Source organism: Streptomyces sp. NPDC020807 (assembly GCF_040641575.1).
Lineage (GTDB): Bacteria > Actinomycetota > Actinomycetes > Streptomycetales > Streptomycetaceae > Streptomyces.
This window is the reverse complement of sequence record NZ_JBFADU010000007.1, coordinates 244,075-270,607: the sequence shown is the minus strand read 5'-3', so window position 1 is coordinate 270,607 and position 26,533 is coordinate 244,075. Positions and strand designations below refer to the sequence as shown.

Below are 26,533 nucleotides of genomic sequence, written 5' to 3'. Positions count from 1 at the left end.
TGGGCGAGGCGGTGAAGGCGTGAAGCGGTGAAGGCGTGAAGCGGTGAGGGGGTGGCGGGGGCCGGGGGCCGGGGGCCGGGGTGCCCCCGAAGGGGTGCGCCCCGGCTCGCCGGGCCCGTGCGCGCCGGGGGTGTCAGGCGAGCTGGCGGGCGAAGGTGGCCATGTCGAAGTAGAGGGTCTCGTCGATCAGGACGTCGCCGTCGAAGTGGAAGAAGACGGCGACGGGGGCCTCGACGGTCTTGCCGCGGTTGGGTATGCCGCGCCAGTCCGCCTCCTGCTTGGCGCGCATCTGCGCCTCCAGGATCACCGCGGTCGGCGTGTGGTGGACGTGGAAGAGGTCGTGCTCGGGGTTGGGGAAGGCGCGCTGCAGCTCGGCGAAGTAGCCCTTCTTGATGGCCTCCTCGCCGATGAAGGGGCTCTCCTCGTAGGCCATGACGCGGTAGACGCCGCCGCGGGGGAAGGTGGCGAGGACGCCGTCGATGTCCCAGGCGGACTCGGCGATGGTGTGCTCCGCGACGACGGCCTCGCGCTTCTTGCGCAGTTCGGCGTCGGGAGCGGGAAGGTCGGCGCCGGGCAGCTTGAACTCGTGCTCGGAGGACATGCGGGCTCCTTGGGACGTCGGCCGCTTCGGGCCTGTGGCTTGTTCGGATCGGTTCGGTCGCTGACGTTAGGGCGGCCCGCTCGGCTGTCCCTCGGCTGTCCCTCGGCTGTTCCTCGTACGGCGCTGGAGCGGTGCGGGCGGCAAGACCGGCGGCCGGGCGGCGGCGGGGGCGGCGGCCGGCCGGGGGTGGGGGTGGCCGGTTTTCGGCAGGGCGCCGACCTGCCCGTACACCGCTGCTCAAGACGGGCTCCAGTCGCACGCCCATCGTGGTGTTCCACGGTGTGTCCCGGCAGCCCCCGCAAGCGTCCACGAGCGACAGCGATGCGCGTGACGGCGACGGGCGGGGGCCGGCGGCCCGTCCGCCGTTCTCGACTCAACCGGCAAGGGAGACAGTATGGAACGCCCGCGTCCGTCGGTGGACAACCTCTACGGGTTGCTCATGGGGCCCGCGGCCGTCACCCCGGGCAAGCCCGCGGTGGTGGAGGCGGACGAGGAGGGAGTCCTCCGCGAGGTCTCCTACGGTGCTCTGGACGATCTGGTCCAGCAGTACGCGGCCGTCCTGGACTCCTTGGGTCTGGACGTCGGTGACCGTGTCGTCGTGGAGGCGAACACGTCCGCGGCGTCGGTGGCGGTGCTGCTGGCCTGCGCGATGCTGGGGCTGCCGTTCGTGACGGTGAGTCCGCAGACCCCCGATTCTCGTCTGGCGTCGATCGTGGACGCGGTCGAGCCGGCGCTCCTGGCGCGTGCCGAGGGCCTGCCCGTGCGGGAGGCCGTGGCGGTGGAGGGCGCCGCCCGGTTCGGCCGGGGCGGTCTGGTCGTGGAGCGGGCTCCGGCCCGCCGGGTGCGGCGGCGGCGGTCGGTGCTGGGCGGGGACACGGCGTACATCGTGTTCACGTCCGGGTCGACGGGCCGCCCCAAGGGTGTGGTGATGAGCCACCGGTCGATCGTGGCGTTCCTGCGGGCGATGGTGCACGACCGGCTGGCCGGGCCGCAGGACCGGGTGGCGAGCACGTCGCCGCTGCAGTTCGACTTCGCGCTGTTCGGGATCGGTGTGGCGCTCGCCAGTGGCGCGGCGCTGGTGCCGGTCAGGCGCGAGGACCTGTCCTCGCCGCGGCGCATGACGGGTTTCCTGCGTCAGGCGTCGGTGACGCAGGTCCACGGGGTTCCCTCGCTGTGGCGGCCGGTGCTGCGCCACGATCCGGAGCTGCTGAAGGAGCTCGGGGAGTTGCGGTCGGTGGTGTTCGCGGGCGAGGAGTTCCCCGTCCCGGAGCTGCGCCGGCTGCAGGAGTGGCTGCCGGGTGTCCGGATCGTCAACGGCTACGGGGCGACGGAGTCGATGGCCGCCTCGTTCACCGAGGTTCCCTCGCCGCTGCCGGCCGGTGTGGAGCGGTTGTCGATCGGCCGCGCGCACACGGGTGCGGAGATGACGCTGGTGGACGAGCGGGGCGAGGTGGTCACCGAGCCCGGCCGGACCGGTGAGATCTATCTGCGCAGCCCCTCGTTGTTCAGCGGTTACTGGAACGATCCCGTGGCCACGGCGAAGGTGCTGGTGGACGACCCGGTCGATCCGCGGCACGGGCAGAAGGTGCTGCGGACCGGTGACCTGGCGCGTCTGGACGCGGACGGCGGCTGCTCGTTCGTGGGGCGCGCCGACTTCCAGGTGCAGATCCACGGCAACCGGGTGGAACTCGGTGACATCGAGAGCACGTTGACGCGCCTGGACGGTGTGGGCGCGGCCGCGGCGCTGCTGGTGCCGCGGGCCGGTGACCACGTGCTGCTGGCGGCCGTCGTCCTCGACGGCCCCGCCGGCCCCGAGGGTTTCGAGGGTTTCGATGCGGGGGCGGCGCTGGCGTTCTGCGCGGCCGAGCTTCCCGCCTACATGGTGCCCCGGCAGGTCCGGGTGGTGCCGGAGCTTCCCCTGACCGAGAACGGCAAGGTCGACCGTGCCGCGCTCGCCAGGACGCTGACGTCCCCGCGGGGGGCGTCTTCCGTACGACACGTGACGAACGTTTAGGAGCCTGACGTGACTTTCACCCTGTCCATCGGCCGGCGGGTCAAGCTCGCCGAGGTCGCCTCGACGGCGACCGGGGCCGCTCCCGTGGCCATCGACGACACGGTCCGTTCCCGCGTGGCGACCTCGCGCGCGACGCTGGAGAAGTTCGTCGCCGAGGAGCGGGTCATCTACGGCGTCAACACCAGCATGGGCGGGTTCGTCAACTACCTGGTGCCGGTCACGATGGCCCGGCAGCTCCAGGAGAACCTGCTGAACGCGGTCGCGACGAACGTGGGCGACCACCTGGACGACACGACGGTGCGGGCGATCATGACGTCGCGGATCGTGTCGCTGTCGCGGGGGAACTCGGCGATCTCGCTGAAGAACCTGGAGAAGCTGATCGCGGTCCGCAACTCCGGTGTCATCCCGTGTGTTCCGGAGAAGGGGTCGCTGGGCACGAGCGGCGACCTCGGTCCGCTGGCCGCGATCGCGCTGGTGTGCATAGGGCAGGGCAAGGCGCGCCTGGACGGCGAGGTGCTGCCCGGTGCGGAGGCGTTGGCGCGGGTGGGCATCGAGCCGATGGAGCTCAGTTTCAAGGAGGGCCTGGCGCTGATCAACGGCACGTCCGGCATGGTGGGCCTGGGCAGTCTCAACCTGGCCAAGGCGCGGCGGCTGCTGGACACCTATCTGCTGGTGTCGGCGCTGTCGGTGGAGGGGCTGGCGGGCAAGACGAAGCCGTTCGACCCGCGGGTCCACGCGCTCAAGCCGCACAAGGGGCAGCAGGCGGTGGCCCGGTTCCTCTACGAGACGCTGGCCGATTCGACGCTGGCCGTCGACGAGCTGGACACCGAGCACCTGCTGTCGGGCGAGATGGGCGACACCGCGAAGGCGGGGTCGAAGTCCATCGAGGACGCCTACTCGGTGCGGTGCACGCCGCAGATCCTCGGCCCCGTCGTGGACAGCCTCGCGCAGATCGAGCAGGTCGTCGAGGACGAGCTGAACTCCTCCAACGACAACCCGCTGATCGACCCCGACGAGGCGGAGGTGTTCCACAACGGGCACTTCCACGGCCAGTACGTGGCCATGGCGATGGACCACCTCGCGATCGCGATGACGACGCTGATGAACCTGTCCAACCGGCGTATCGACCGGTTCCTCGACAAGTCCAACAGCGAGGGCCTGCCGGCGTTCTTGTGCCGGGAGGACCCGGGCCTGCGGCTCGGGCTGATGGGGGGTCAGTTCATGACGGCCTCGCTGACGGCGGAGACCCGGGCGAAGTCCATGCCGATCTCCATCCAGTCGCTGACCTCGACCGGTGACTTCCAGGACATCGTGTCCTTCGGTTTCGTCGCCGCCCGCCGCGCGGCCGAGGTCCTCGACAACGTCGCCTACGTCGTCGCCTTCGAGCTGCTGTGCGCGGCGCAGGCCGTCGACATCCGCGGCACCGAGGGCCTGTCGCCGGCGACGCGGCGGCTGTACGAGGCGACGCGTGAGGTGGTGCCGTACCTGGACCACGACGTGACGATCACCGACTACGTGGAGGAGCTCGCCAAGCGGCTCCTGTCCGAGCCGGGTCTGGGCTGAGCCGGCCGTGTCTGCTGCCCTGTCCCCCACGGCGAAGGTGTTCGACGCGCTGGCCGGTGTGCCGGTGGTCGAGCGGACGGCCGCGGGCGCGCGTGTCACGGTGCGGGTGCCCGTGGACCGGGCGCGTGCGCAGATGACCGGCCACTACCCGGGTTTCCCGATCTTCCCCGGTGTCCTGCTCGTCGACTGCGTGCGGCAGGCCGCGGGCCACGCGGTGGGGGAAGAGCTGTGGCTGGCCGGTATCGAGCGGGCGCGTTTCGCCCGCCCGCTGTTCCCCGGTGACGTACTGGAGCTGTCCTTGCTGGTGAGTAGGGGCGAGGACGGTGTGGTCGCGGTCAGGGCGCGGGGTCTGCGCGCGGACGGCGAACTCGCGGCGGACGTGTCCGTGACGCTTCGGGGGGCGGTGTCCGGTGCTGCTTGACCACGGTCAGATCCGCCGCCGGCTGCGGCAGCGGGCCCCGATGCTGCTGCTGGACACGGTGGCGGAGTACACCCCGCCCGGCGCGCTGGTGGCCACGAAGGCGGTCACGGGTGGCGAGGACTGCTACCGGGACGTCGCCGAAGGCGCCGGCATCGGCGCGTTCGCCTATCCGCAGGTGCTCCTGCTGGAGTCGTTCGGGCAGGCCGTGTCGCTGCTGTGGTCGCTGGCCGGGCTCGGCCCGGCCGAGGAGATCCCGCTGATGGTCGGCGTCCGCGGCCTGCGGTACGCGCAGCCGGCGCTGCCCGGTGACGTGCTGGAGCACCATGTGCGGCTCGTGCACCGTTCCGGTGCGGTCAACGAGTTCGCGGGCGAGACGCGGGTGGGCGGGCGGACGGTGGTGAGCGTGGCGTCGATGCTCGTCGTGTCCCGGCCGCCCTCGGCCCTGCTCCCCGACCCGGCCCCCGCGCCGGCCCCCGCCTCCGCCCCCACGCCGGCCCCGGCCCCGGCCCCGGTCTCTGCCTCTGCCTCTGCCTCTGCCTCTGCCTCTGCCTCTTCCTCTGTCTCTGTTGTGGTTCCGGTCCCTGCTGGGGTTCCGGACCCGGCTTGAGACCCGTGTCCCGTAAGCCGTTTCGAGATGTGAAGGACTTCCCTGATGAACGACACCGACAGCGCGCTCGCCCGTGTCCGCGGGATCGTCGCGGAGATCCTGGTCCTGGCCCCGGAGGAGGTCGACGACACCGCGGACCTCTTCGACCAGTACCTGGCCGACTCGCTGAACCTGATCGAGATCGTCGCGCGGGTGGAGAAGACCCACGGGGTGGTGCTGCCCGTGGACGAGCTGCCGCGGGCGCGGACGATCGCCGCGCTGCACGAGCTGCTGACCCGGCAGACGGTCTGAGCACCGCCCGACGCGGCGCTTTCTCCCTCTCTCCTCTGCTTTCCGCGAGACATCCAGGAGCCAGCCAGTGACGACCCCGACCCGTCAGGCGACCGCGCCCGCCTCCTACGCCGTGCGCGGTGTGCGCGGTGCCATCCAGGTCGCCTCGGACGACCCCGTATCCATCGAGCAGGCCACCGTCGAGCTGCTTCGGGAGATCCTTCACCGAAACGCGCTGGCCGACGACGACCTGATCAGCATCGTCTTCACCACGACCGAGGACCTGCGGTCGGCGTTCCCGGCGGCCGCGGCCAGGAAGCTGGGCCTGAGCGACGTGCCGCTGCTGTGCACCGCGGAGATCGCGGTGCCCGGTTCGCTGGCGCGTGTCGTGCGGATCCTGGTCCACGCGCACAGTGCCCGGCCCCGTGACGCGATCCGTCACGTCTACCTCGGCGGGGCGGCCGCCCTGCGCCCCGACCTCGCCCCCGCCCCCTCCCCCGCTTCGTCGCCTGTTTCCTCGCCTGTTTCCTCGCCTGTTTCCCCTGCTTCTTTTCCCGTGCCCGCTCCGGTGCTCGCGCCGGTGCCGGCCCTCGCGTCCGTGCCTGCGCTCGCCCCCGCCCCCGCCCCCGCCCCGGCGCCAGGGGCTGACTCTCTCCCCCTAGGAGCATGATCATGTCCGCGATGCCCGTCGCATCCCCCGTACGTGAACACGAGCTGAGACTTCCCGAACCCGCCGACCCCGCCGGGTCTGTTGGATCTGTTGGGCCGGTGGGGCTGGTCGCGCCGGAGCAGCAGCCGGTGTGGGCGGACGCGTCGCGTGCGGCCGCCGTGCGGGCCGAGCTCGCCGTCCGGCCCGGTCTGGTGGGTTTCGAGGAGGTGCAGATGCTGCGCCTGCTGATGGCGGGCGCGGCCGCCGGGACGTATCAGGTCGTCCAGGCCGGGGACTGCGCGGAGGATCCGGCGGAGTGCGGGCCGCAGGCGGTGAACCGGAAGATCGGTCTGATCGACGCGCTCGCGGGGGTCATGAAGGTCAACACCGGGCGGCCGGTCATCCGGATCGGCCGGATCGCGGGGCAGTTCGCCAAGCCGCGCAGTTCTCCCACCGAAGTGGTCGACGGGTGTGAGCTGCCGGTCTACCGCGGTCATCTGGTCAACGGGCCGGGTGCGACGGTGGAGGAGCGGCGGGCGGACGCGGAGCGGATGCTGGCCTGCTACGACGCGGCCGGCCGTGCGACCTCGCTGCTGCGGCAGCGGATGGGGGCGTGGATGCCGCCGACGGGTGCGCCGGTGTGGACGAGTCACGAGGCGCTGGTCCTGGACTACGAGCGGTCGTTGCTGCGGCGTGCGGAGGGCGGGGAGCGGTATCTGGCGTCGACGCATCTGCCGTGGATCGGTGAGCGGACGCGGGACGTGGAGGGTTCGCACGTGCGGCTGCTGGCCGGTGTCGTCAATCCGGTGGCGTGCAAGGTCGGTCCGTCGATGGGGGCGGCGGAGCTGGTGGAGTTGTGCTCCCGGCTGGATCCGGGGCGTGAGGCGGGCCGTCTGACGCTGATCGCGCGGATGGGCGCGGGTCAGGTGGCGGGGCGGCTGCCGGGCCTGGTGGCGGCGGTGCGGGAGGCGGGGCACGCGGTGGCGTGGCTGTGCGATCCGATGCACGGCAACACGATCAAGACGCCGGGCGGGCTGAAGACCCGGTCGGTGCAGACGGTCATCGAGGAGGTGGTGGCTTTCCAGGAGGCGGTCACGCAGGCGGGTGGCGTCGCGGCCGGCCTGCACTTGGAGACGACGCCGGACGATGTGACCGAGTGTGTCTGGAGCCCGGCCCAGTCGGACGACGTCCACCGGCGTTACACCACGCTGTGCGACCCGCGGCTCAATCCCCGGCAGGCCATCGCGGTGGCCGGGGCGTGGAGTGCGCTCTGAGTGATTGCGGAGGTAGTTGTTGATGTCCATCGCCTATCTGGGGCCGTCCGGCTCGTTCACGGAAGCCGCGTTGAACGGGCTGGGCGTGCCCGCCTCCTCGGCGGTGCCGTATCCGACGGTCCGTCAGGCGCTAGACGCCGTCCGCCGTGGTGAGGCGGCGGCCGGCGTGGTGCCGTGGGAGAACTCGGTGGAGGGGTCGGTCACCGAGTCCGTCGATTCGCTGACCGCGGGAAAGGACCTGCGCATCGTCGGTGAGACGCTGTTGCGGGTGGAGTTCGCGCTCGCTGTCGCGCCGGGCGGTGACCTGGCTTCGGTACGGGAGGTGGTGACGCATCCGGTCGCGCACGCGCAGTGCCGGACGTGGCTGCACACCCATCTGCCGGGGGCGTCGGTGGTGACCGCGCCGTCGACGGCGCAGGCCGCCCGGGACGTGGGGGCGTCGGGGGCGTCGCACCGTGCGGCGATCGCGGCGCCGGGCACGCTGCGCCGCTACGGGCTCGAGGTCCTCGCCTCGGGGATCGGGGACCGCAGGGACGCGGTGACGCGTTTCGTGAAGGTCACGCGGCCGCCGATGCCGGTGGCCCACCCCACCGGGGTGGACCGTACGAGTCTGGTGGTTCCGCTGGCCGACAAGATGCAGCATCTGCACGCGGTGCTGGAGGAGTTCGTGCGCTCGTCGGTGCCGCTGACGGCGGTGCTGTCCCGGCCGGGCGGTTTCGGGCTGGGCACGTACTCGTTCCTGCTGGAATGCGAAGGGCACGTCGAGGACCCGCAGGTCGGGTTCGTCGTCGCGGCGCTCGCCCGCCGGCACGCCGCGTTCGTGCTGGGCAGCTATCCCCGCGCGGAGCAGCCCCGCCCCGTCCTCACCACCTGAGAACACCCCGCCTGGTTCGTGAGGGGGGTTGTTCTTCGACCCGCGCGCCGCCCCCGGCATGCCCTTTGGCCGGGGGCGGCGCGCTGCCCTGTCCCGGGGGCGGCGCGCTGCCCTGCCGGGGGTGCGCGCGGCCCTGTCCCGGGGGGGTGTCGCGCTGCCCTGCCGGGGGGGGCGCGTTGTCAGAGGGGTTCGACGAGGCGGGCGAGGGCGGCTTCGACGACGGCGGTCTGCTCGGCGGGGGGTGCCTGGATCTGTTCGAGCCGGCCTATCTCGATGGAGCTGTCCACGACGAACCGGCAGCGTGCCTCGTGCCGGTCGGCGTAGGCCTTGAACGCGGCCGTCACGCTGTCGTGGCGGGCGAGTTCCTCGGCGAGGACGAGGGCGTCCTCGACCGCGAGGCCGGCGCCCGAGGCGAGCTGCGGGGTGGTGGGGTGGGCGGCGTCCCCGACGAGGATCACCCTGCCTTGGTACCAGGGGCCGGGCAGGTCGAAGGACTCCAGTGGCCGGTAGGCGATCTCGGTGTCCTCGCCGATCGCGTCCCGGAATCCGGCGATGTGCCCGCCGTAGGGGGTGAGGAGTTCGGCGAGGGCGGCGGGCAGTTCGCCGGGGGTGCGGATGCGGCGGGGGGTGCGTTCGACGACGAACATGTACATGCGGGTGGCCGAGACGGGGGTCCAGCCGACCTTGACCGGTCCGCCGAGGAAGTAGTGGCGCCGGTCGACGCCTTCGGGGCGGGGGACGAACGTGCGCCACACGCTCTGTCCGGTGTACTGGGGGCTGGGGGCGTGGGGGAAGATCTGGCGGCGGGTGCGTGAGGAGATGCCGTCCGCGCCGACGACGAGGTCGTAGCGGCCCAGGGTGTGGTCGCTGAAGGTGACGGTGACGCCGTCGGTGTCCTGGGTGATGTCCTCCACCGACAGGCCGAACCGGGGGCGTACGCCGGCGGCGAGGACGCGGCCGGACAGGATGCGGTAGAGGACGGGCCGGCCGATGCCGCCGGAGCCGCGGACCTTCGAGCCGGGCGGCATGGGGGTGGGGATGTCGGTGAGGTGGGTGCCGTCGACGGCGCAGACGCGGATGCCGTCGCCGGTGTATCCGTGGGCGGCGACCTCCTCGTACACGCCGAGCTGGTCCAGGGCGCGCAGGGTGGGGCCGGTGATCGTCAGTCCGGCGCCGACGACGGTGAAGTCGGGCTGGATGTCGATGAGGTCGACCTCGGCTCCGGCCCGTCGCAGGGTGATCGCCGCGGACATGCCGGCGATGCCGGCGCCCACTATCAGCACGCGGCGTGCCGCCTGCGGGGTCATCGTGGTCCTCCGGGGGTTCGGTTGGGGTGGTGGGCCCCCAGAAAGACGGAGATGCCGCAGGAGGCGCCGTCGAAGCCCTTGGCGCCGGAGTCGTAGCCGATGTCGAGGGTCTTGTCTGTGACGAGGGCGGGGATGTCGACGCGGGCGGTGGTGGCCTCTCCGGCGATGCGGGCCTGGCCGGTGGTGACGAGGGTTTCGACGGCGACGCGTGCGGCGGGGTCGAGGCGCGGGAGCGCGTCGAGGATGGTGTCGCCGATCTGGTCGGCGGTCTTGTCGGGGTGTTTCTCGGTGACGGATTGCGAGGTGGACAGGCGGCTGGACATGGTCCTCCCGTCGAAAGCGTTCGGGCCCGCGGGCGTGTGGGGGCCCCGGGGCGGTCGGGCGGCGGGGTGTTTCAGGCGTTGCGGGTGGCGGTGAGGATGCCCTGGAGCGGAAGCGCGTCCGGGGGAAGGTCGGCGGGGTTCTGGGATATCTCGCGGGTGACGGTGAAGCCCGCCTCCTCGAACCAGCTGCGGAAGGTGGACAGCTTCTGCGGACCGCCCTGCCCGGTGGCGCAGCCGAGGAAGAAGGACGGGTAGTAGTCCACGCTCCAGGAGTCCTTGATGTTCTCGGCGTAGATCGGGACGAGGACGTGGACCTGCGCGCCGGGCCGCAGGGAGGCGTGGAGGTTGGCGAGGATCCGCAGGACGTCGTCCTTGTCGAACATGTTGAGGAAGTGCTTGATCAGGACGGTGTCGAACCCGGCGGGCACGGAGTCGAACACGTCGCCGCCGATGAACGCCGAGGTGTCCTCGACACCGTGGTCGCGGAAGTTGCGCAGCGCGTCCTCGCGCTTGTCGGGCAGGTCGAAGGTGGTCACCCGCAGGCCGGGCGAGCCCTTGAACTTGTAGGTGTGGATGGCGCCGAGGCCGGTGTGGCCGGCGAGGTCGAGGACGCGGGAGCCGGCGGGGATGTCGATGTTGTCGAAGAACCAGGGGTCGATGCGGTCGGTGACGGAGTCCATCAGCTTCGACCACGGCTCGCGCAGGTCCGCGTGGACGGCCATCGCCCCGTACAGGTCGCCGTCGAATCCGTACAGCTCCCGCAGGCCGACGATCGTGCCGGTGCGCACGCTCTCGGTCAGGTAGTACAGCTGGCGCAGGGTGGTGGCCTTGATCTTGCCCATGAAGTCCAGGACCCGCTGGAGGTCGGCCTGGGCGACGTCGGCGAGCGCGTCGAGACGGTAGGTGCCGGTCGTCTCGTCGTGGGCGACGAAGCCTTCCTTGACCGGCAGGTTCAGCAGCTGCGCGACGGCGTCGGGCTTGGCGCCGCACAGGGCGCCGAGCTCGGCCGCGCTCAGGCCCGGCCGCTCGCGCAGCGCGTCGATGAGGCCGAGCTCGAAGCAGGACAGCAGGTTCGCGAACCGGGCGGGTCCCACCATGTACTCGCGGAACCGGGCGAGGGTGTCATGTGCAGTCATCGAACGAAATCCCTTGGGTCGTCACTGTCGGGGCAGAAAAAGCACTCCACGCACTCGAGGTACTGGGAGTGCTGGGGGTGCTGGGGGTGCTGGGGGTGCTGGGGGGTGCTGGGGGGGGTGCTGGGGTGGTGGGGTTGCTGGGGGTGCTGGGGGGTGGTGCCGTGGCTGGGGTGGCGCGGGTGGGGGTGGTTCATGTGCGGTGGCGGGCACTGGCCTTGGCGGCGGGGACGGCCGGGATGGCGGGGATGGTGGTGGTTGTGGTGGTGGGGGGTGGGGGGAGGGAGGTGGCGGGCTGGTCGGCCCAGGCGCGGCCGGCCGCCGCCTCGATCCGCAGGTGCAGCCGTCCCCGGCGCATCCGCCCCGTCGTCTCGTACAGGGCGTCGGCGACCAGGGTGTCGGTGAAGCGGAACCAGCCCAGGCGGTCGCCGTCCTCGTCGATCAGGCCCGCCGCGATCGCGCTGTCGAGGACCGCGAGGGCGGTGTCGATCTCGATCGACGCCACGTCGGCGACGACCTCGACGTCGAAGTGGCGGCCGGCGACGGCGGCCACGGCCAGGAGCTCGGCGGCGGGCGGCGGCAGCCGTCCCACCCGGTGCAGGACCACCTCGCGGACCGGGGCCGCTACCGGCGTGTGGGAGGGAGGGTTGCGCTGCTCGCCGGCGAGCAGGGTGATCATTTCGCGCAGGAGGGCGGGGTTGCCTCCGGAACGGGCGCACAGGGCCTTGGCGGTCACCCCGCTGATCTCGTGGCCGATGAGCACGCCGGCCAGGGCCCGGGTGTCGTCCGGGGTGAGGCCGCGCAGCACGATCCGTACCGCCTTCGCACCGGGCGGGGCCGCCGTCGCCCAGGCCGCACCGACCGGCGGCACACCGGCCGGCGGCATACCGGCCGCGGGCGTGTCGGCCGCGGGCGTGTCGGCGAGGGCCGGGTCGTCGGGGCGGTAGGAGACGACGAGGAGGAGCCGGCTGCCGGGCACGCTCCGGGCCAGGCCGGCCAGCAGGCGCAGGGAGGCGGTGTCGGCACGGTGGACGTGGTCGAGCATCACCACCAGCGCTCCGTGGCCCGACAGCGCCGAAAGATGCCGGACGACGGCCCCGGACAGCCCCTCCGGGCCTTCCGGCACCTCAGGGGCGCTGGGGGCGCTGGGGGTGCGGGCCGCTTCGGCGAGCAGGGCGGTCAGGGACTCGGGAGCCCGATGGCCGGGGAAGGCGGTGGCGGCGGCGCGCAGGACCTGTTCCCACAGGGACAGAGGGGGTGCGGCGATGTGTTCGGGGCAGGTCGCCATGAGGACCGGGACGCCGCAGCGTTCGGCGAAACGGCGCAGCAGGCTGGTCTTCCCGGCCCCGGGTTCCCCGGTGACCGTGACCACCTGCCCGCGTCCGGCCTCCGCGGCAGCCAGAGCCTCGGTCAGCTGCCGCAGCGCCGCCTCCCGCCCCACGAAAGCACTCCGACCACCCCGAGCCGGAACGGGCACGGGCACAGCAGCGGGCACGGAAGCCGGTACGGGAGCGGGCACGGAAGCCGGTACGGGTACGGGCGTGGGCGCGGGCGTGGCGGCGGGAGCGGGAGTGACGGAGGTGGGGGTGGGGGCGGGGGTGGTGGCGGGGGGTTGGGGCTGGGGTGGGTGCCAGTCGAGGGCGGGGTCCTGGTGGAGGATCTGCTGGCGCAGGTGCTGCAGGCGGGCGGTGGGGTCGATGCCGAGTTCCTCGGAGAGGCTGGTCTGCAAGGTGCGCAGGGCGTCGAGCGCGTCGGCCTGCCGGCCTGCCCGGTACAGGGCGAGGCTGAGGAGTTCGCAGGCGTACTCGCGCAGGGGGTGGGTGGTGACGAAGGCGCTGAGTTCGGCGGCGGCGGTTTCGTGGGCGCCGAGGGCGAGGAGCGCTTCGCCGCGCATCTCCAGGAGGGAGAGGCGCACCTCCTCCAGGCGGACGACTTCCGGGACGACGAGGGGGACGGTGCTGACCTCGGTGAAGGGCACGCCTCGCCACAGGGCGAGAGCGGCGTCGGCGTGGGCGAGGGCGCGGGTGGGATCGCCGTGGTCGCGGGCACGGCGGGCGGCGTCGGCGTGGGTGGTGAAGCAGTGGGCGTCGATGCCGGTGGCCGGGGTGTCCAGGACGTAGCCGTGGGGGCGGGTACGCAGGATGGTCGCGGGGGTTCTGGGGGCGCGGCCGGGTTCGAGGACCTTGCGTATTTTGGCCACGTAAGCCTGGAGGGAGGTCATCGCCGAGGGCGGCGGATTTCCTTCCCAGAGGGCGTCGAGAATGACGTCGGTGGTGACCGTCTGCCCGGCCTGGCTGACCATCAGGGCGAGAAGGGTGCGTTGTTTCGGCGCGCCGAGATCGACGGGACGGCCGGATATCGATGCCTGGACGGGGCCGAGGGCACGGAATTCCGCCACGGAAGAAGAAACAGCATGGCCGTTTCCGTGCACGTGGCCGTTTCCGTGCGCGCGGGTGTGGGGTATGGCGGTCACTGTGCGGGGCCCGAACGCTTGAGGGTGGCGAGGGGCGTGGTGTTCGTCATGACGAGCCCTTCCGGATAGCCGTATACCGGGTTCTGACACAGCAATGCGGGCCGGAAAGTGCTCGGTTCACCCGCCCACCCCAGTTGTCAGGGATCGTTGGCCGACGCTACGGACACGGCTTCAAAAGTCGCTTGAGCGGGCCTTGAATACGACTCGGGTACGGCTGTTTCGTCTGGTCGCGTTCGGGGTTTTGGTGCTAAGAAATGGAAGGTGCGCGGCGGGCCGGTGAGTTCCGGGCCGGATCGGCACGTGTTTTCGGCCCTGTTTCCGTGTGTGTGGCGCCGGGGGTACCGGTTTTGTGCGACGTTCTTTTCCGTGCCGCTTCGCGGGCCGGAGTGACGGCCGGTTGCCGGGGGCGTCGCCGGCCGGCAGCGGCGTGCGTTTTCAAGTCGATGGTGAAGAAAGGCTGATTCGATCATGAAGGCTGTTCGTTTTCATTCCTATGGCGAGTCCGATGTCCTGGTCCACGAGGACGCCGAGCGTCCGGTGGCGGGTGCGGGGCAGGTCGTGGTGAAGGTCGCGGGTGCGGCGGTGAACCCGGTCGACGCGACGCTGCGGGCGGGGTTCGTGCGGCAGGTGTTCGACGTGGCGCTGCCGCACGTGCCGTGCTACGACGTCGCCGGTGAGGTCGTCGAGGTCGGTGAGGGCGTCGAGGCGTTCGCGGCCGGCGACCGGGTGGTGGGCTGGCTGCCCATCGACGGTCCGGGCGCGGCGGCCGAGTACGCGGTGGCGCCGGCGGAGGTGCTGGTCGCCGCTCCGCGCACGGGAGAGCTCGCCGACGCGGCGGCGCTGCCGTCGGTGGCGCTGACGGCCTGGCAGGCCTTGTTCGAGCACGGCGGGCTCACGGCGGGTCAGAGCGTCCTGGTCAACGGTGCGGGCGGTGCGGTGGGCGGCTACGCCGTCCAGCTCGCGGCCCGGGCCGGCGCGCAGGTGACCGCGACGGCCGGGCCCGCGAGCCGTGAGCGCGTCGAGGGCTACGGCGCGCAGCGGGTCATCGACTACACGGCGACGCCGCTGCTCGAGGCCGTCGCCGGGCAGACGTTCGACGTGGTGCTGAACCTGGTGTTCGTCCCCGAACAGGACGAACTCGCCGCGCTGGCCGGACTCGTCACCGACGGCGGCGTGTTCGCCAACACCGTTCCGCCGGGCCTTTTGTCCGAGACCGGCCGCGGTGTGCGCAACGCGCAGGTCTTCGGCCACAGCGACGCGGTGCGCCTCGCGGAACTCGTCGCGCTCGTCGACGCGGGCGAACTGCGCATCCACGTCGCGCAGCGCCGGCCGCTGGCGGAACTCCGCGAGGTCCACGAGGAGCTCGGCGCGTTCAAGCTCGCGGGCAAGACCGTCCTGATCCCCTGACACCCGGCGGCCCGGTGGCATGCCGGGCGACGCCCACACGCACATGGAAGGAGCTTCGTAAGTCATGTCTTCGACATTGGAATCGGGCGCCCTCGCGGCGACCCTCGGCCGTCTGCTGGCGGCCGAGGACCAGCAGGACCTGGCGGCCGAGTGGGCGGCGGCCGGCGTGCCGCTGGGCGGTGACTTCCCCTTCGAGATGAGTGCCCTTGAACTCGCGGAGCGGACGAAGGACATCATCATGTCCGTCTCACGCGAGGGCGGGAAGCTGCTCTACCTCCTCACCCGCGCCGTCCGGGCGCGCACGGTCGTGGAGTTCGGCACCTCGTTCGGGATCTCGACGCTGTACCTGGCGGCCGCGGTCCGTGACAACGGCGGCGGGCGGGTCATCACCACCGAACTGCAGAAGGACAAGGCACAGGCAGCCGGGGAGAACTTCACCGCGGCAGGCGTCGACGACCTCGTCGACCTCAGGATCGGCGACGCCCGCGACACCCTCCGCGGCCTCGACCAGCCCGTCGACCTCGTCCTCCTCGACGGCTGGCTCGACCTCAGACTGCCGATCCTCAAGACCGTCGAACCCGCCCTGCGGCCCGGGGCCCTGGTCGTCATCGACGACGTCGACCTCGACATCGGCCGCGGGGTGTACGAGGAGTTCCGCGACTACATCGCCGACCCCGCCAACGGCTACCTGTCACTGACACTCCCGATACACCAGGGAGTACAACTCGCACTCAAACTCCACTGAACCACACCACACCGGCCACACCGGCAGTAACGGCCAGGTGCGGCCACCCACACGGCCCGCTCACACAGCTGCTCGTGCGGCCCGCTCACACGGCCGCTCGGGTGGCTGCTTGTGCGGCTGCTTGTGCGGCTGTTCGTGCGGCCCGCTCACGCGGCTGCTTGCGGTGCGGGCCGGCCGCGGCCACCGGGAATCCGTCTCTTTTCCTGGTGGCCGCGGCCGGCCCGCCGCCGTGCACGAACGACCGGCCACCGCCAGGCAGGCCACGGCAGGCCACGGCGGGGCGGGGCAGGCGGAGCGGGGCAGCAGGGTCACGAACCGCCGGCCGCCCCGGCGGCGGTGGTGGTGGCGTCGTGGAGGAGAGCGAGGGCGGTGTCGGCGATACGTTCGGCCCGGTCCGCGGCCACCGCACGGTCGATGTAGGTGAAGTTCCAGGCCAGCCGGCCATGACTGGTGGTCACGGAGGAACCGAAGTAGCCGACGACGGAGATCCCGCCGACGAACTGCGCCTGCGACATCCGCCACGTACCGGCGGTGTCGGGGAAATCGAACCGGCCGATGTTGGAGACGAAGAAGTTGAACGGCCCGTTCTCCTCGAAGTAACGGATGAACGGCTCGCTGTCGGCGACACCCGCCGGCCCCTGCGCCGCCAGGAGATGGAACACCCCGTACTGCTCGCCCGCTTTCCTGCGGGTGGCGAGGTCGTCCTTGATGAACCGGGCCATCGTCCACAGGTCATCGGGACGCTGATCGACAACCGAGTGCAGAGCCGACACGAAACACCCCGCCTCGTCCTGCCCCACCGGACGCGACAACTCCTCACGCAGCGACAGAGGCGAACCCACCGCGAACGGCGCACCGGGAACAGCCCCCGCGTCCCGGGCCACCGCACACGCCAACGCCGCGGCCAGCACACCGTGCAACGTGGCGCCCTGCTGCTTGCACACCCCCACAAGCCGCCTCAGGTCCCCCGCACCGATCGAGCGGTGGAGCACCCGCGTACGACGCTGAGCGAACGGCACGAACACCTCCGGCACCAACCGCCCCGCCACCCCACCACCACCGTCATCCACTCCCCCACCACCACCGGCACCACCACCGGTACCGGCACCGGGGCCGGGGCCGTCACCGGGGTCGGGGCCGTCACCGGGGTCGGGGCCGTCGTCGTGCCCGGACACCGCACCGAGCCGGAACGGCTCGGGGAAGAGAGCCTCGAACGGCTCGAACCCCTCCACCACACCACCACCCCCACCACCCTCGCCACCAGACCCGACCACACCCACCGGGCCGACCCGGACGGCCGAACCGACCGGACCGACCGGGCCGACCGGGCCGGCTGAACCGTCCCGCTCGGCTGAACCCTCCAGCTCGGCTGAGGCGGCCGGGGTGTCCTGAGCGGTCGGGGTGTCGAGACCGGCCGGGCTGGTCGGGGTGTCGAGACCGGCCGGGGTGGTCGGGGAGTCGTGGGCGAGGCGGACCCACTGGCGCAGCAGGGCGAGGGCGGTGGTGCCGTCGGCGATGACGTGGGGGACGGTGAGGATGAGGTCGTGGACCTGGCCGGGGTGGCTGATCACGACGGCGCGGGCGAGCGGCCCGCCGGCCCAGTCGACGGACTCGGTGAACTCACGGGCGTCGACCTCGCTCACCCAGCGGTCCGGCTGGAGATCACCGAGATGGACCTCGCGCAGCGGGATCGGCCGCGTCGTGGGCACGAACCGCGGCCCGCCGCCGGGCGTGGCAGGGGCGAGGATCGCGGCACGCAGCTGGGGATGGCGCGCGGCGAGAGCGGCGAGCCCGGCCCGCAACCGCGCCACGGAGACGTCCCCCTCGACACGGACACGGGCGCAGACGTTCAGGGTGGAGAGCTGGTCGATGATCCAGTACCAGCGCTCCCCCGGACTGAGCTCACGCGACAGCGCCACCGGCCCGGACACGGCGGCGGGCCGGGGAGCGGGAACAGCGTCGTTCAAGGCGGCAACAAAACGCGTACGGGCCGTCATGGGTGATCACCTGTCTTCTCAACACGAAAGGCCGACTCGAGGCCGGCTCCAGTCCCACTTGAGCGCGGCCTGGAAAGCACACCAACAGCCACTTGAGAACGACTAACCACCGACCACACACCCCAGGCCACACACCCCACGCACGGCTGCACGGGCGTTCGAGCGAAACCCGAAGACGCGTCGGTAGCGTCCCGGCTGCCGGTCTCACCTCAGCCAGGAGGAACACCCGCCATGACCGACCAGACACCCCCCGCCAGCCCCGTGCCCCTGTTCCCCCTCGACCCCACCGGCGCGGACCGTCACCACGAGTCAGCACTGATGCGCGACCTCGGCCCCGTCATCCGCGCCGTCCTGCCCGGCAACGTCACCATGTGGGTCGTCACCGACTACACCCTCCTCACCGAACTGTCCACCGACCCCCGCGTCGGCCGGGACTGGCGCACCTGGGAAGCCCTCAAACGCGGCGACATCCCCGACGACTGGCCACTCCTCAGCATGATCCGCCTCAACAACCTCATGGCCCGCGACGGCGCCGAACACCGCCGACTCAGGCGACCCCTGACCAAAGCCTTCACCCGCAACCGCGTCGAACGCATGGGCCCCCGCATCGACGAAATCGTCACCACCATGCTCGACGAACTCCCCCACCACGCAGACGCCGACGGCATCGTCGACCTCCGCAAGCACTACGCCTACCCGTTCCCCATGCAAGTCATCTGCGAACTCATCGGCATACCCGAACCCTGGTGGCCCCGCTTCCGCGAACTCATCGACACCGTCATACGCACCGACACCACCCCCCAACAATTCATCGACTCACAAAACGAACGCCACGACTACTTCCAACAACTCTTCACCATGCGCCGCAAAAACCCCACCGACGACCTCACCAGCGCCCTCCTCACCACCCCACCCGAACACGGTGAAGAACCCTTCACCGACGAAGAACTCGAAGACACCCTCTGGACCCTCATCGGCGCCGGCCACGAAACCTCCATCAGCCTCATCGTCAACGCCACCCGCGCCCTCCTCACCCACCCCGACCAACACCACCACATCAAAACCGGCAACAAAAACACCTGGCACCATGTCATCGAAGAAACCCTCCGCTACGACTCCCCCGTCGGAAACTTCCCCGCCCGCTTCCCCACCGAAGACATCACCATCGCCGGCATCACCATCCCCAAAGGCGACGCCATCCTCGCCCCCTGGAGCGGCGTCAACCGCGACCCCAACCAATACGGCCCCACCGCCAACCAATTCAACATCCACCGCACCAACAAACGCCACCTCGCCTTCGGCACCGGCCCCCACATCTGCATCGGCCCCCACCTCGCCCGCTTCGAAGCCATGGCCGCACTCCCCCCACTCTTCACCCGCTACCCCCACCTCACCCTCGCCACCAACCCCACCACCCTCCCCCCCGTCCCCTCCCTCTTCTCCAACTCCACCACCACCCTCCCCGTCCACCTCAACCACCACTAAAACGCCGCTTCTCATCACGCGATCGTTCGACGGTGGTGATACGTCCGCAGGGCGGTGGCAGGCGTCGGGCGGGTGACCGTGAGGCTCTGGCGGCGATCACCTTCGTGGCGAAGTCGGGCTGCACGTGGCGGCAGCTGCCGCCGGTGTTCGGCCCGGCCCGGCCTGACCTGGCCCACGGTCTACCGGCAGTTCACTCAGTTGAGCCGGGACCGGGTTTGGGCTCGGCTCTACCGCGTGATCCTCGACGAACTCGGGGCGCGAGGCGAGCTGGACTGGTCGCGGTGCGCGACCGACTCGTTCAGTCTGCGGGCTGCAAAGGGGGCCACTGACGGGACCGAATCCGACCGATCGCGGCAAGCTGGGATCGAAGATCCACCTGAATCACCGACCGCAACGGACTGCCGCTGTCTCTGGGCATCTCCTGCGCGACCATGCATGACAGTCTGGGCCTGGAGCCGCTGGCGCGTGGCATCCCGCCCATCCGGTCCTGCCGCGGGCCTCGGCGCCAGAGGCCGGCGAAGCCCCCTGGCTTCCGGCAGCAAGGTCCGAGCAGGAAAGGCCCGATCGCTCGCCTCGTAACCCAGCAACGGTCGCCCCGGTTTCAAGTCTGGTTCCCTCTGATCCTTGTCGGGATCATGATTGAGGCGAAAGCGGGAACTGGGAGATGCCCAGGTCACCTGCCTTGAGGGAGGGCCTCAGTGAATGATCGGCCAAGGGTATTCCTCTGGTTGTCGGTTGCTGCCGGAGCGCTCGTCATTGCGGCACTGACCAACTTCCTCATAGACCTGACCGATGCCCCTGACGACCCTCCACTCGTCCTCAGCGACGTGCAAGGGGTCTGGTCGGCCTCGAACGGCGGGCGTCTGACGGTCAGGCCGGACGGATCCGCGGTGCTGGAGCAGGTGAGGGAACCCGAAGCAGGCTGCGGGCAGGCCGACAGCAGCCATCGCACAGGCACCGCAGGGTACCTCCCGCATGACGCCGACCCGTCGTACGTGCGCAGCACCAGGCATCCGCACTGAACCGCAACAACGGATCCCACCAATCGAGACGCCATAAGAAACGACGACTTAGCCCGGGATCGTCGCGTCATGCCTGATGGCCACGGCGCGGCTGTCCGTCGCCTCGGTCACCTGCCGGGCAACGGCAGCAACGTCACGAGCCCGTATGAATCCCTGGGCAACGTGTCCAACCGGTACTCGTGAGTCCACTGATACGAGTCGAATGGCACGCCTTGTGCGTTGTAGACAGCCTTCGGCAGCACCCCCGCCATCTTCCGCACGTCCTCGGCCGTTTGCAGCTCAGCGGTCAGCTCGACAACCTCATCCCGCTTCTCCAACAGCGAGCACAGGCGCCGTGCCAGCGTGAGCGTGTCCGCTGCGCTGGCGCTCCTGAACAGCGGGTACGCCCTTGAGTCACCCATGGTCGCCACGATGTCACGCCCACCGGCACTGGCCCCAGATGCGTGGTGCAGAAGTACGCGAGGGTACCTGTCGACCGTAGTTGCGGGACAGCCCTCAAGCGCCGATAGACGGTGGGCCAGGCCGGTCCGGCCCAGGCTGCCCCTACGCACCCCCGCGCAGGCCGGCCGTCGGCACAACCTCCGGCTGCCACTCACGACGCAGCAGGCCGAAGACCCAGGAGTCCGAGACGACTCCGTTGACGACACAGTCCTCCCGGAGAGTGCCCTCGCGGACGAAGCCGACCTTCTCCAGGACCCGGGCCGACGCCACGTTTCGCGTATCGGTCTCGGCCTGAACGCGGTTCAGATCCAAAGTGTCGAAAGCCCACCGCAGGACCGCATGCGCAGTCTCGGTCGCGTAGCCGTGGCCCCACGCTTCAGGGTCGAAGACATACCCCAGGGACGCACTGCGGAATTCCGGATTCCAACTCGTCAGACCGCACCAGCCGAGAAACGCACCGTCGGAGAGACGCTCGACGGCAAGGCGCGCCCCCGTGCCTTCCTCCTCGATCCTCCGGCTGGTCGCGAGAAAGCGCCCCACACGAGCCGGATCGGTCCACGGCGGGGAGTCCCAGTAGCGCATCACGTAGGCGCTGCTGTGCAGCGCGTAAAGAGCCTCCCCATCGGCCTCGTCAAGGGGACGCAGTCGCAGGCGGGCGGTGTGCAGTTCGGGCGTGGGCAATGTCATGCGGAGCATCCTGCCGGGCCGCCCACGCCCCGGACCATCCATTTATCGACGGCCGAGGGGCGCGTACGCGCTCCTGGACCTGGGCCCTCGCATCTGACGCGGCAGCGCTGCTGCCGGAATTCGTGAGCATGCCGCTCCCCTCGCGATGGACGGATGCCTCGCCACGCCCAGGGCGCCACCCACGAGTACGCGACCGCCAGCACGGCACGATCGAGGTGTACAACAAGAGCGGCGAACACGTCGGGGAGTTCGGCTACCGCACGGTGAGCAGACCGAACCGCGCGACCCCACGAGAAAGGCAGAGCAGTGATCTACCGCATCGCCCAGTACCCGAAGGACGAGGACTTCACCGACGACAGATGGGACATCTCCCACATCGGCGAGAAGACGCTGGCCGAAGTATTCGAGATTGCGGCTCCCGATCATCTCGGTGACACGTACCTGGTGACACAGGAGCACGCGGCAAAGCTCGCCCCGCTCACTGGGCTTGACTTCGACTTCGACTCCTACGAGTACTACTTGGAGCCGACCGTGGACTGACACGGCCTCAGGTACCGCGCGAACGATCCCCGGCGAGCCGTGTGACGGCGGCGTCGGTCGAGTACCTGCGGGTCGGCACGGACGCCGAGCGAGCTGGTGCCGTGCGGGCCTGGTACAGCGCCCACGTGCCCTTGCCCGCAGACCGGTCTCCCGAGTACGCACCCGGCGGGGTACGTGCCGCATCCACTGGCCTTCGGATGCGGCCACCGCGTCCTGCTTGACCTGCCTGCCTCCTGGGAGGCCTGCCCGCCGTCCCTGGCGCACCCCATCTGCCAGGTACGGGAAAACTCCGGGAGCCGGCCGCAGTCGGCGGCCGGCCAGAAGCACCCTCACCCGCCCCTCGCCAACCCGCGGGTTCTCGTGCTGATACCGGCGTGCGTACGGGCCGGGGGGAGTGACACAGTCGCTCCGTGACCTTGATGAACACGCTCGTCGACTTCGCGCGAACCGGCCGGATCGGCCGGCTTCACTGCGGCATGCCCCTGGCCGAGGCCGAGGAGCTCCTCGGTCCGGGACGGCCGCACCCCGTCATCCGCATGAAGGGGCCCGGCACCGACGGGTACCCGTACTCCTGGGGCGGACTCGACCTGACCGTCACCCAGCGGGCGGTCAGCGGCATCCAGATCCGCCTCTGGCCCGGTGCACCCGCGAGACTCCCCGCGCTCCTCCTACCCGGCGCGGAGCCGTTCGACGGCACGGTGCTGCGGGAGGAGCTGGTCACGGCCTTGGACGACGCCGGCTGCGCGCACCACGTCAACGACACCCTCACCTTCGGCGAGCAGTCCAGCATCCTGACCCGGCCCGCCGACGTCTGCGCGGTCTTCAGCCTCCCCGGCCGGGACAACCACGTGCCTCACCGAGACCGCCACTACCTCGACGTGATGCACAAGCACACGGCCTGACGCACACCTGCGGGCCGCGTGCCGCCGGGTTCCGCCGGGTTCCGTCATGCCTTCCGCACGCCGTTGGTTACGGGCACCACGGAGACGTGCGGTGAGCACGCGGCGCGATGCCGGGGGGCCGTCGAGCCACCTCAGGCACGGAACTCGTACGAGTACAGCCCGCGTTCGCCGACCGAGACGAGTCCGCGGCCATCGGGAAGCCACGCGCAGGAGAGCAGCGGGGTCTCGGCCCTGACGCCGGCGACGGTCCGGCCGGTGGCGGCGTCCCGGACGCGGAGCAGGGAGCCGGCGGTGGCGATCCACTTGCCGTCGGGTGAGACGGCGAGGCCGTTGACGGGGCCGTCGGGGTCGGTGACGGTGGTCAGGAGAACGCCGGTGCGCGGGTCCCACTGGCTCACGTCTCCGCTCAGGGACGTGGTGACCAGGCGGCTGCCGTCGGGGGTGACGGCAAGCCGGGTGAGCTTCTCGTTGCGGTGGATCTGGACCTGGCGGCCTGCGACGACGCCGCCCTCCGCGAGGCGCACCACCTGCACCAGGGACTCGGCACCGGTCCGCCCCGACCGCGGCCGGTGCCGCAGCACGGCCAGCCAGGTCCCGTCCGGCGCGACGGCAACGGCCACGGCGACGGCGACGGCCCCGGCGTGCGCCTGGCCGTCCGCGCCCCACGGGCCGGGCACCGTCGCCGTCCTGACCTCCCGGAGACGGTCCCACAGCTGCAGCGCTCCCGCGGAGTCGGCGACGGCGAGCCACCTGCCGTCGGGAGCGACGGCGAGAGCCTGCGCGGTGGTGGAGGGGCCCAGCGGAAGGACGGCGGGATCCACGGTCACCGGCTCGCCGACGGTCCTGATCTCGACACCGTGCAGGTGGCCCGCTGCGTACCAGCCGCCGTACGGTGCGAGGGCGACCGGCCCGCGGTACTCCTCGTGACGTGACGTCAGGGGCCTGCTCCAGGTGTCCCCGTAGGAGTCGCAGAGCCGGGTGGTCCCGTCGCGGTGGGTGACGGCAAGCCGGTCGGCGTCTCCGACGACGGTGACCGTCCGCATGCCCTCGCCGTCGCCCGAGCGGATCCGCTCCGGTCCGCTGCTGTCCCAGACCCGTACCGTTCCGTCCTCTCCGGTGCTGATGACCCGGCGGCCGTCCGGTGTGATCACGACGGCGTGGACCGGGCCGGTGTGGGCGGCGTAGCGGGCGCGGCACTCCCGTGTCCGCCGGTCCCAGACGGCGACGGTGCCGTCCTCGCCGCTGCTGGCCAGCCACGTACAGTCCGGCGAGACCGCGACCGCGGTGGCGGGTCCCCGGTGCGCGGAGATCCGCCGCACCTGGTGGGGCGGCGTCTCGTCCCAGACCTGCAGTACCCCGTTCGCCTCGGCGGAGACGATCCAGCTGCCGTCCCGCGCGATGGCGATGGCGTTCACCGGGGCCCCGTCGGTGGGGCCGCGGTCCTGGACCTGGGCGAGGTCCGAGGACACCAGCCGGACTCGTCGTCGGCCGCCGACGGCCAGCCACACGCCGTCGGGCGAGAACGCCACGCAGGTGTGCTGGTCGTCCTGCTGGACGTGCTGGGCGAGGTGGTTCCCGCTCCAGTCCCATGTCTCCAGGGTGCCGTCGGTGGCGACGGTCGCGATCCGGCTGGTGGACGCCGCCAGGGCCCGCACCGACGCCCCGCGGCCCCCGACCGGCCCGACGGTCCGGGTCGGCGGGGTGGCCCGGTCGCAGGTCCAGGTGTGGAAGTGGCGACCGGGGCCGCCCGTCACCAGGGCGGTGCCGTGCGGGGTGAGGGCGAGGACCCTGAAGCGTCCGGGGCCCCGGACGTCGACGGTGAACTCGCCGCCGCTGTCCGGGTCGAGCCCCCGGGCCATCCCGTCGGCCCCCACCGTGACGAGTGACGTGCCGTCGGACCGGACCGCGGCGGACCACACGGGTCCGGTATGTCCGAGGAAGGTCCGCAGCAGCGCCGGTTCGGGCAGGTCAGGCGGGGTGGTGCGGTTGCGGAGCAGCGGCCGGGCCGCGATCTCGGGGGCGTCCTGCCGGCCGGTGATCCGCTCGCGCCACAGCGGCAGCGACTCCAGGCGGCTGTGCAGGACGTTCGTCAGCAGCTCGGGCGGGTCGGTCGGGGTGAGGAGGTGGGCGGCTCGGGTGAGGTCGTCGGCCAGCCGGGCCGCGTTCCGGGTCGGGACGTCGAACAGGTCGGCCCAGGCCGCCATGGGGCCGCGCTGGTGAAGCCGGGTCTCGATCCAGCGCAGGTCGCTCGCGACGCGCTCCGCGTCTCCGGTCCGCCCCGCTGCGAGCAGGTGCTCGATCGCGTGGTCGAGGACGTACCCCTCGGCCGACTCCCAGGGACGCGGGCCGAAGGCGTCGGCGAGCGTGCCGTGCAGGACGGCCGCGGCCGCGTCGCCCAACTCCTTGTGCAGGTAGTCGCGCAGCACGTCGTGGAGGCCGACGCGGCCGCCGTGGTCAGGGGTCAGCGACACCAGGGACAACCCGTCGAACGCGGCGCAGAGCGTACGGCTCTCCTCCTCCGTCAGACCGCCCGTCGCCGCCCACAGGCGGGCGATCAGCGCGAGCGGGATCGACTCGTCCTCCGCGAAGACGGACAGTTCCGCGAGGCGCCGGTCGCTGCCGGGTGGCAGCAGGGCCCGGGCCGCCTCCACCGTGGCCCGGACGGCCTGGGCGCGGCGGGCGGGATCGTCCAGGTCGAGCGTGACCGGGTCCGCGTCGACCACCGCGGGGCCGTACGCGACGAGCCCTCGCAGAGTCCCCGCCGCAGCGTCCTCCGGAGCGGTGCCGGTGGCGATACGGCGGCTGATCAGCCGGTTGGTGAGGCGCAGCAGCAGGGCCCAGCGCCCGGTCGCCTCCAGGAGGTCACGGATCAGGGGTTCGGGGAGAGCGGGCAGGTCCCAGGTCAGGACCGCGCGGGCCTGGGCGGGGGACATCTGGTCGACGCGCACGCGTTCGGTGCCGCGCGGCAGCGCGCCGGGAACGCGGGTGGTGACGAGGCGGACGCAGCGGGCGCCGCCGCGCAGGAACGGGTCGAGCTGCTCGGCGTCCCAGACGTCGTCGAGGAGAAGCAGCGTGCGGGGACGGCGGTCGAGAAGCCTGCCGAGGTGGTCGCCCGCCAGCGCCGGGTCGTCGAAGACCGTCGTGTCCCCGGTGACGAAACGGGTGGCCTCGGCCACCTTCGCGGCGATGGCCGCCCGGCTGCGGACATCCCGGCCGATCGTGACGACGTAGACCCGGCCACGGAAGTGCCGCCGTACCCGCGGACTCGCGGCCACCGCCCGCGCCAGTACCGTCTTGCCGAAGCCGCCCGCGCCTTCGAGGGCGGTCGTGATGGCGACGGTACGGCTGCCACGCCGGGCACGGCACACCGCCTTGACCGTACGGGCCCGCTCCGCACGGTCGACCACCCAGTCGGGAACGGTCAGCGCGGACGGGACGGGCGGATCACCGGCCACCGCGGCGGGGCGCTCCTGCCGCCAGGCCAGGACGACGGCCACGGCGATCCCGGCGACGCCGAGTCCGGCGACCCACCACCACGGCTGCTGCCGGATACGGTCGAGCGCACCCGGCCAACGATCCGCGGACGTGGCGGCGTTGGCGGCGAGCGAGCCCAGCACGGCCACGGCCGCCGCGATCCCGGCGAGCAACGCACCCCTGACGGCACCGCGCACAGGCCACCTCCCTGTCCTCACTGCCCCGACGATAACCAGGGCGCGGAACGGACGTCAGCCGCCCGCGACAAGTACCGGCCGGGATGCGTCGGCAAGTACCGGCCGGGACACCCGCACTCGGCGACAA

At 71.6% G+C, this 26,533-nt stretch carries 20 protein-coding genes and 3 pseudogenes; 14 read left to right on the top strand and 9 right to left on the bottom strand.

Translation table 11 applies throughout. From position 1 onward, the window contains the following. Positions 1 to 133: 133 nt before the first annotated feature. On the bottom strand, positions 134 to 601 hold the full coding sequence (locus AB0G79_RS14795; protein ID WP_360805835.1) for a nuclear transport factor 2 family protein: 468 nt from the start codon (positions 599 to 601) through the stop codon (positions 134 to 136). Positions 602 to 995: 394 nt separating this feature from the next. On the opposite strand from AB0G79_RS14795, the gene AB0G79_RS14790 reads away from it, so the two are divergent. The 8 genes and pseudogenes from AB0G79_RS14790 to pheA all read left to right on the top strand — a co-directional run bounded on the left by AB0G79_RS14790 (position 996) and on the right by pheA (position 8,273). Continuing rightward, positions 996 to 2,615, top strand: a complete 1,620-nt coding sequence (locus tag AB0G79_RS14790) for an AMP-binding protein (RefSeq protein WP_360805832.1) — start codon at positions 996 to 998, stop codon at positions 2,613 to 2,615. Positions 2,616 to 2,624: 9 nt separating this feature from the next. Further along, the gene (locus tag AB0G79_RS14785) at positions 2,625 to 4,178 is read left to right on the top strand and encodes a phenylalanine aminomutase (D-beta-phenylalanine forming) (RefSeq protein ID WP_360805829.1); all 1,554 of its coding nucleotides are present in this window, start codon (positions 2,625 to 2,627) and stop codon (positions 4,176 to 4,178) included. Positions 4,179 to 4,185: 7 nt separating this feature from the next. Next, positions 4,186 to 4,599: a hypothetical protein gene (locus tag AB0G79_RS14780; RefSeq protein WP_360805826.1), complete on the top strand. Its 414-nt coding sequence runs from the start codon at positions 4,186 to 4,188 to the stop codon at positions 4,597 to 4,599. Then, complete coding sequence (locus tag AB0G79_RS14775) at positions 4,589 to 5,206, top strand: beta-hydroxyacyl-ACP dehydratase (RefSeq protein WP_360805824.1); 618 nt, start codon at positions 4,589 to 4,591, stop codon at positions 5,204 to 5,206. The genes AB0G79_RS14780 and AB0G79_RS14775 overlap by 11 nt, the downstream gene beginning before the upstream one ends. Positions 5,207 to 5,251: 45 nt before the next feature. After that, complete coding sequence (locus tag AB0G79_RS14770) at positions 5,252 to 5,497, top strand: acyl carrier protein (RefSeq protein WP_360805821.1); 246 nt, start codon at positions 5,252 to 5,254, stop codon at positions 5,495 to 5,497. Positions 5,498 to 5,564: 67 nt separating this feature from the next. Then, positions 5,565 to 5,960 (top strand): annotated as a pseudogene (gene aroH, locus AB0G79_RS14765) (chorismate mutase); the annotation flags it as partial. A gap of 284 nt (positions 5,961 to 6,244) precedes the next feature. Next, complete coding sequence (locus AB0G79_RS14760) at positions 6,245 to 7,399, top strand: 3-deoxy-7-phosphoheptulonate synthase (protein ID WP_360805818.1); 1,155 nt, start codon at positions 6,245 to 6,247, stop codon at positions 7,397 to 7,399. Between the two features lie 22 nt (positions 7,400 to 7,421). Then, positions 7,422 to 8,273 (top strand): prephenate dehydratase, encoded by an 852-nt coding sequence (gene pheA, locus AB0G79_RS14755; RefSeq protein WP_360805815.1) that lies wholly within the window; start codon positions 7,422 to 7,424, stop codon positions 8,271 to 8,273. A 179-nt stretch (positions 8,274 to 8,452) separates the two neighbouring features. On the opposite strand, the gene AB0G79_RS14750 is transcribed toward pheA, so the two are convergent. The 4 genes and pseudogenes from AB0G79_RS14750 to AB0G79_RS14735 all read right to left on the bottom strand — a co-directional run bounded on the left by AB0G79_RS14750 (position 8,453) and on the right by AB0G79_RS14735 (position 13,434). Next, positions 8,453 to 9,580 carry an FAD-dependent oxidoreductase gene (locus tag AB0G79_RS14750; RefSeq protein ID WP_360805812.1) on the bottom strand — a complete coding sequence of 376 codons (1,128 nt, stop codon included), beginning with the start codon at positions 9,578 to 9,580 and terminating at the stop codon, positions 8,453 to 8,455. A gap of 20 nt (positions 9,581 to 9,600) precedes the next feature. Continuing rightward, a pseudogene (locus tag AB0G79_RS14745) lies at positions 9,601 to 9,903 on the bottom strand (S-adenosylmethionine synthetase N-terminal domain-containing protein); the annotation flags it as partial. Between the two features lie 71 nt (positions 9,904 to 9,974). Continuing rightward, positions 9,975 to 11,039, bottom strand: coding sequence for a methyltransferase (locus AB0G79_RS14740; protein WP_360805809.1), 1,065 nt, complete (start codon positions 11,037 to 11,039; stop codon positions 9,975 to 9,977). 190 nt (positions 11,040 to 11,229) lie between these two features. Further along, positions 11,230 to 13,434: a BTAD domain-containing putative transcriptional regulator gene (locus AB0G79_RS14735; RefSeq protein WP_360805806.1), complete on the bottom strand. Its 2,205-nt coding sequence runs from the start codon at positions 13,432 to 13,434 to the stop codon at positions 11,230 to 11,232. Positions 13,435 to 13,977: 543 nt separating this feature from the next. On the opposite strand from AB0G79_RS14735, the gene AB0G79_RS14730 reads away from it, so the two are divergent. Next, positions 13,978 to 14,916, top strand: coding sequence for an NADP-dependent oxidoreductase (locus AB0G79_RS14730; RefSeq protein ID WP_360805803.1), 939 nt, complete (start codon positions 13,978 to 13,980; stop codon positions 14,914 to 14,916). A 64-nt stretch (positions 14,917 to 14,980) separates the two neighbouring features. Beyond that, the gene (locus tag AB0G79_RS14725) at positions 14,981 to 15,661 is read left to right on the top strand and encodes a class I SAM-dependent methyltransferase (protein ID WP_360805800.1); all 681 of its coding nucleotides are present in this window, start codon (positions 14,981 to 14,983) and stop codon (positions 15,659 to 15,661) included. A gap of 308 nt (positions 15,662 to 15,969) precedes the next feature. Here AB0G79_RS14725 and AB0G79_RS14720 read toward each other — a convergent pair whose 3' ends face one another. After that, positions 15,970 to 17,628, bottom strand: a complete 1,659-nt coding sequence (locus AB0G79_RS14720; RefSeq protein ID WP_360805797.1) for a hypothetical protein — start codon at positions 17,626 to 17,628, stop codon at positions 15,970 to 15,972. Between the two features lie 261 nt (positions 17,629 to 17,889). On the opposite strand from AB0G79_RS14720, the gene AB0G79_RS14715 reads away from it, so the two are divergent. Together AB0G79_RS14715 and AB0G79_RS14710 are read left to right on the top strand one after the other, a co-directional pair. Then, positions 17,890 to 19,143: a cytochrome P450 gene (locus AB0G79_RS14715; protein WP_360805794.1), complete on the top strand. Its 1,254-nt coding sequence runs from the start codon at positions 17,890 to 17,892 to the stop codon at positions 19,141 to 19,143. 38 nt (positions 19,144 to 19,181) lie between these two features. Continuing rightward, positions 19,182 to 19,664: pseudogene (locus AB0G79_RS14710) on the top strand (IS5 family transposase); the annotation flags it as partial. Positions 19,665 to 20,272: 608 nt separating this feature from the next. On the opposite strand, the gene AB0G79_RS14705 reads toward AB0G79_RS14710, so the two are convergent. Further along, the gene (locus AB0G79_RS14705) at positions 20,273 to 20,566 is read right to left on the bottom strand and encodes a hypothetical protein (RefSeq protein ID WP_360805791.1); all 294 of its coding nucleotides are present in this window, start codon (positions 20,564 to 20,566) and stop codon (positions 20,273 to 20,275) included. Between the two features lie 142 nt (positions 20,567 to 20,708). After that, complete coding sequence (locus AB0G79_RS14700; protein WP_360805788.1) at positions 20,709 to 21,293, bottom strand: GNAT family protein; 585 nt, start codon at positions 21,291 to 21,293, stop codon at positions 20,709 to 20,711. Positions 21,294 to 21,599: 306 nt separating this feature from the next. Here AB0G79_RS14700 and AB0G79_RS14695 point away from each other — a divergent pair, with 306 nt between their 5' ends. After that, entirely contained in the window at positions 21,600 to 21,833 is a 234-nt protein-coding gene (locus AB0G79_RS14695; protein WP_360805785.1) for a hypothetical protein, read from the top strand. A 419-nt stretch (positions 21,834 to 22,252) separates the two neighbouring features. Further along, the gene (locus AB0G79_RS14690) at positions 22,253 to 22,735 is read left to right on the top strand and encodes a hypothetical protein (RefSeq protein ID WP_360805931.1); all 483 of its coding nucleotides are present in this window, start codon (positions 22,253 to 22,255) and stop codon (positions 22,733 to 22,735) included. A gap of 131 nt (positions 22,736 to 22,866) precedes the next feature. Here AB0G79_RS14690 and AB0G79_RS14685 read toward each other — a convergent pair whose 3' ends face one another. Next, the gene (locus tag AB0G79_RS14685; protein WP_360805782.1) at positions 22,867 to 26,406 is read right to left on the bottom strand and encodes an NB-ARC domain-containing protein; all 3,540 of its coding nucleotides are present in this window, start codon (positions 26,404 to 26,406) and stop codon (positions 22,867 to 22,869) included. Positions 26,407 to 26,533: the final 127 nt, after the last annotated feature.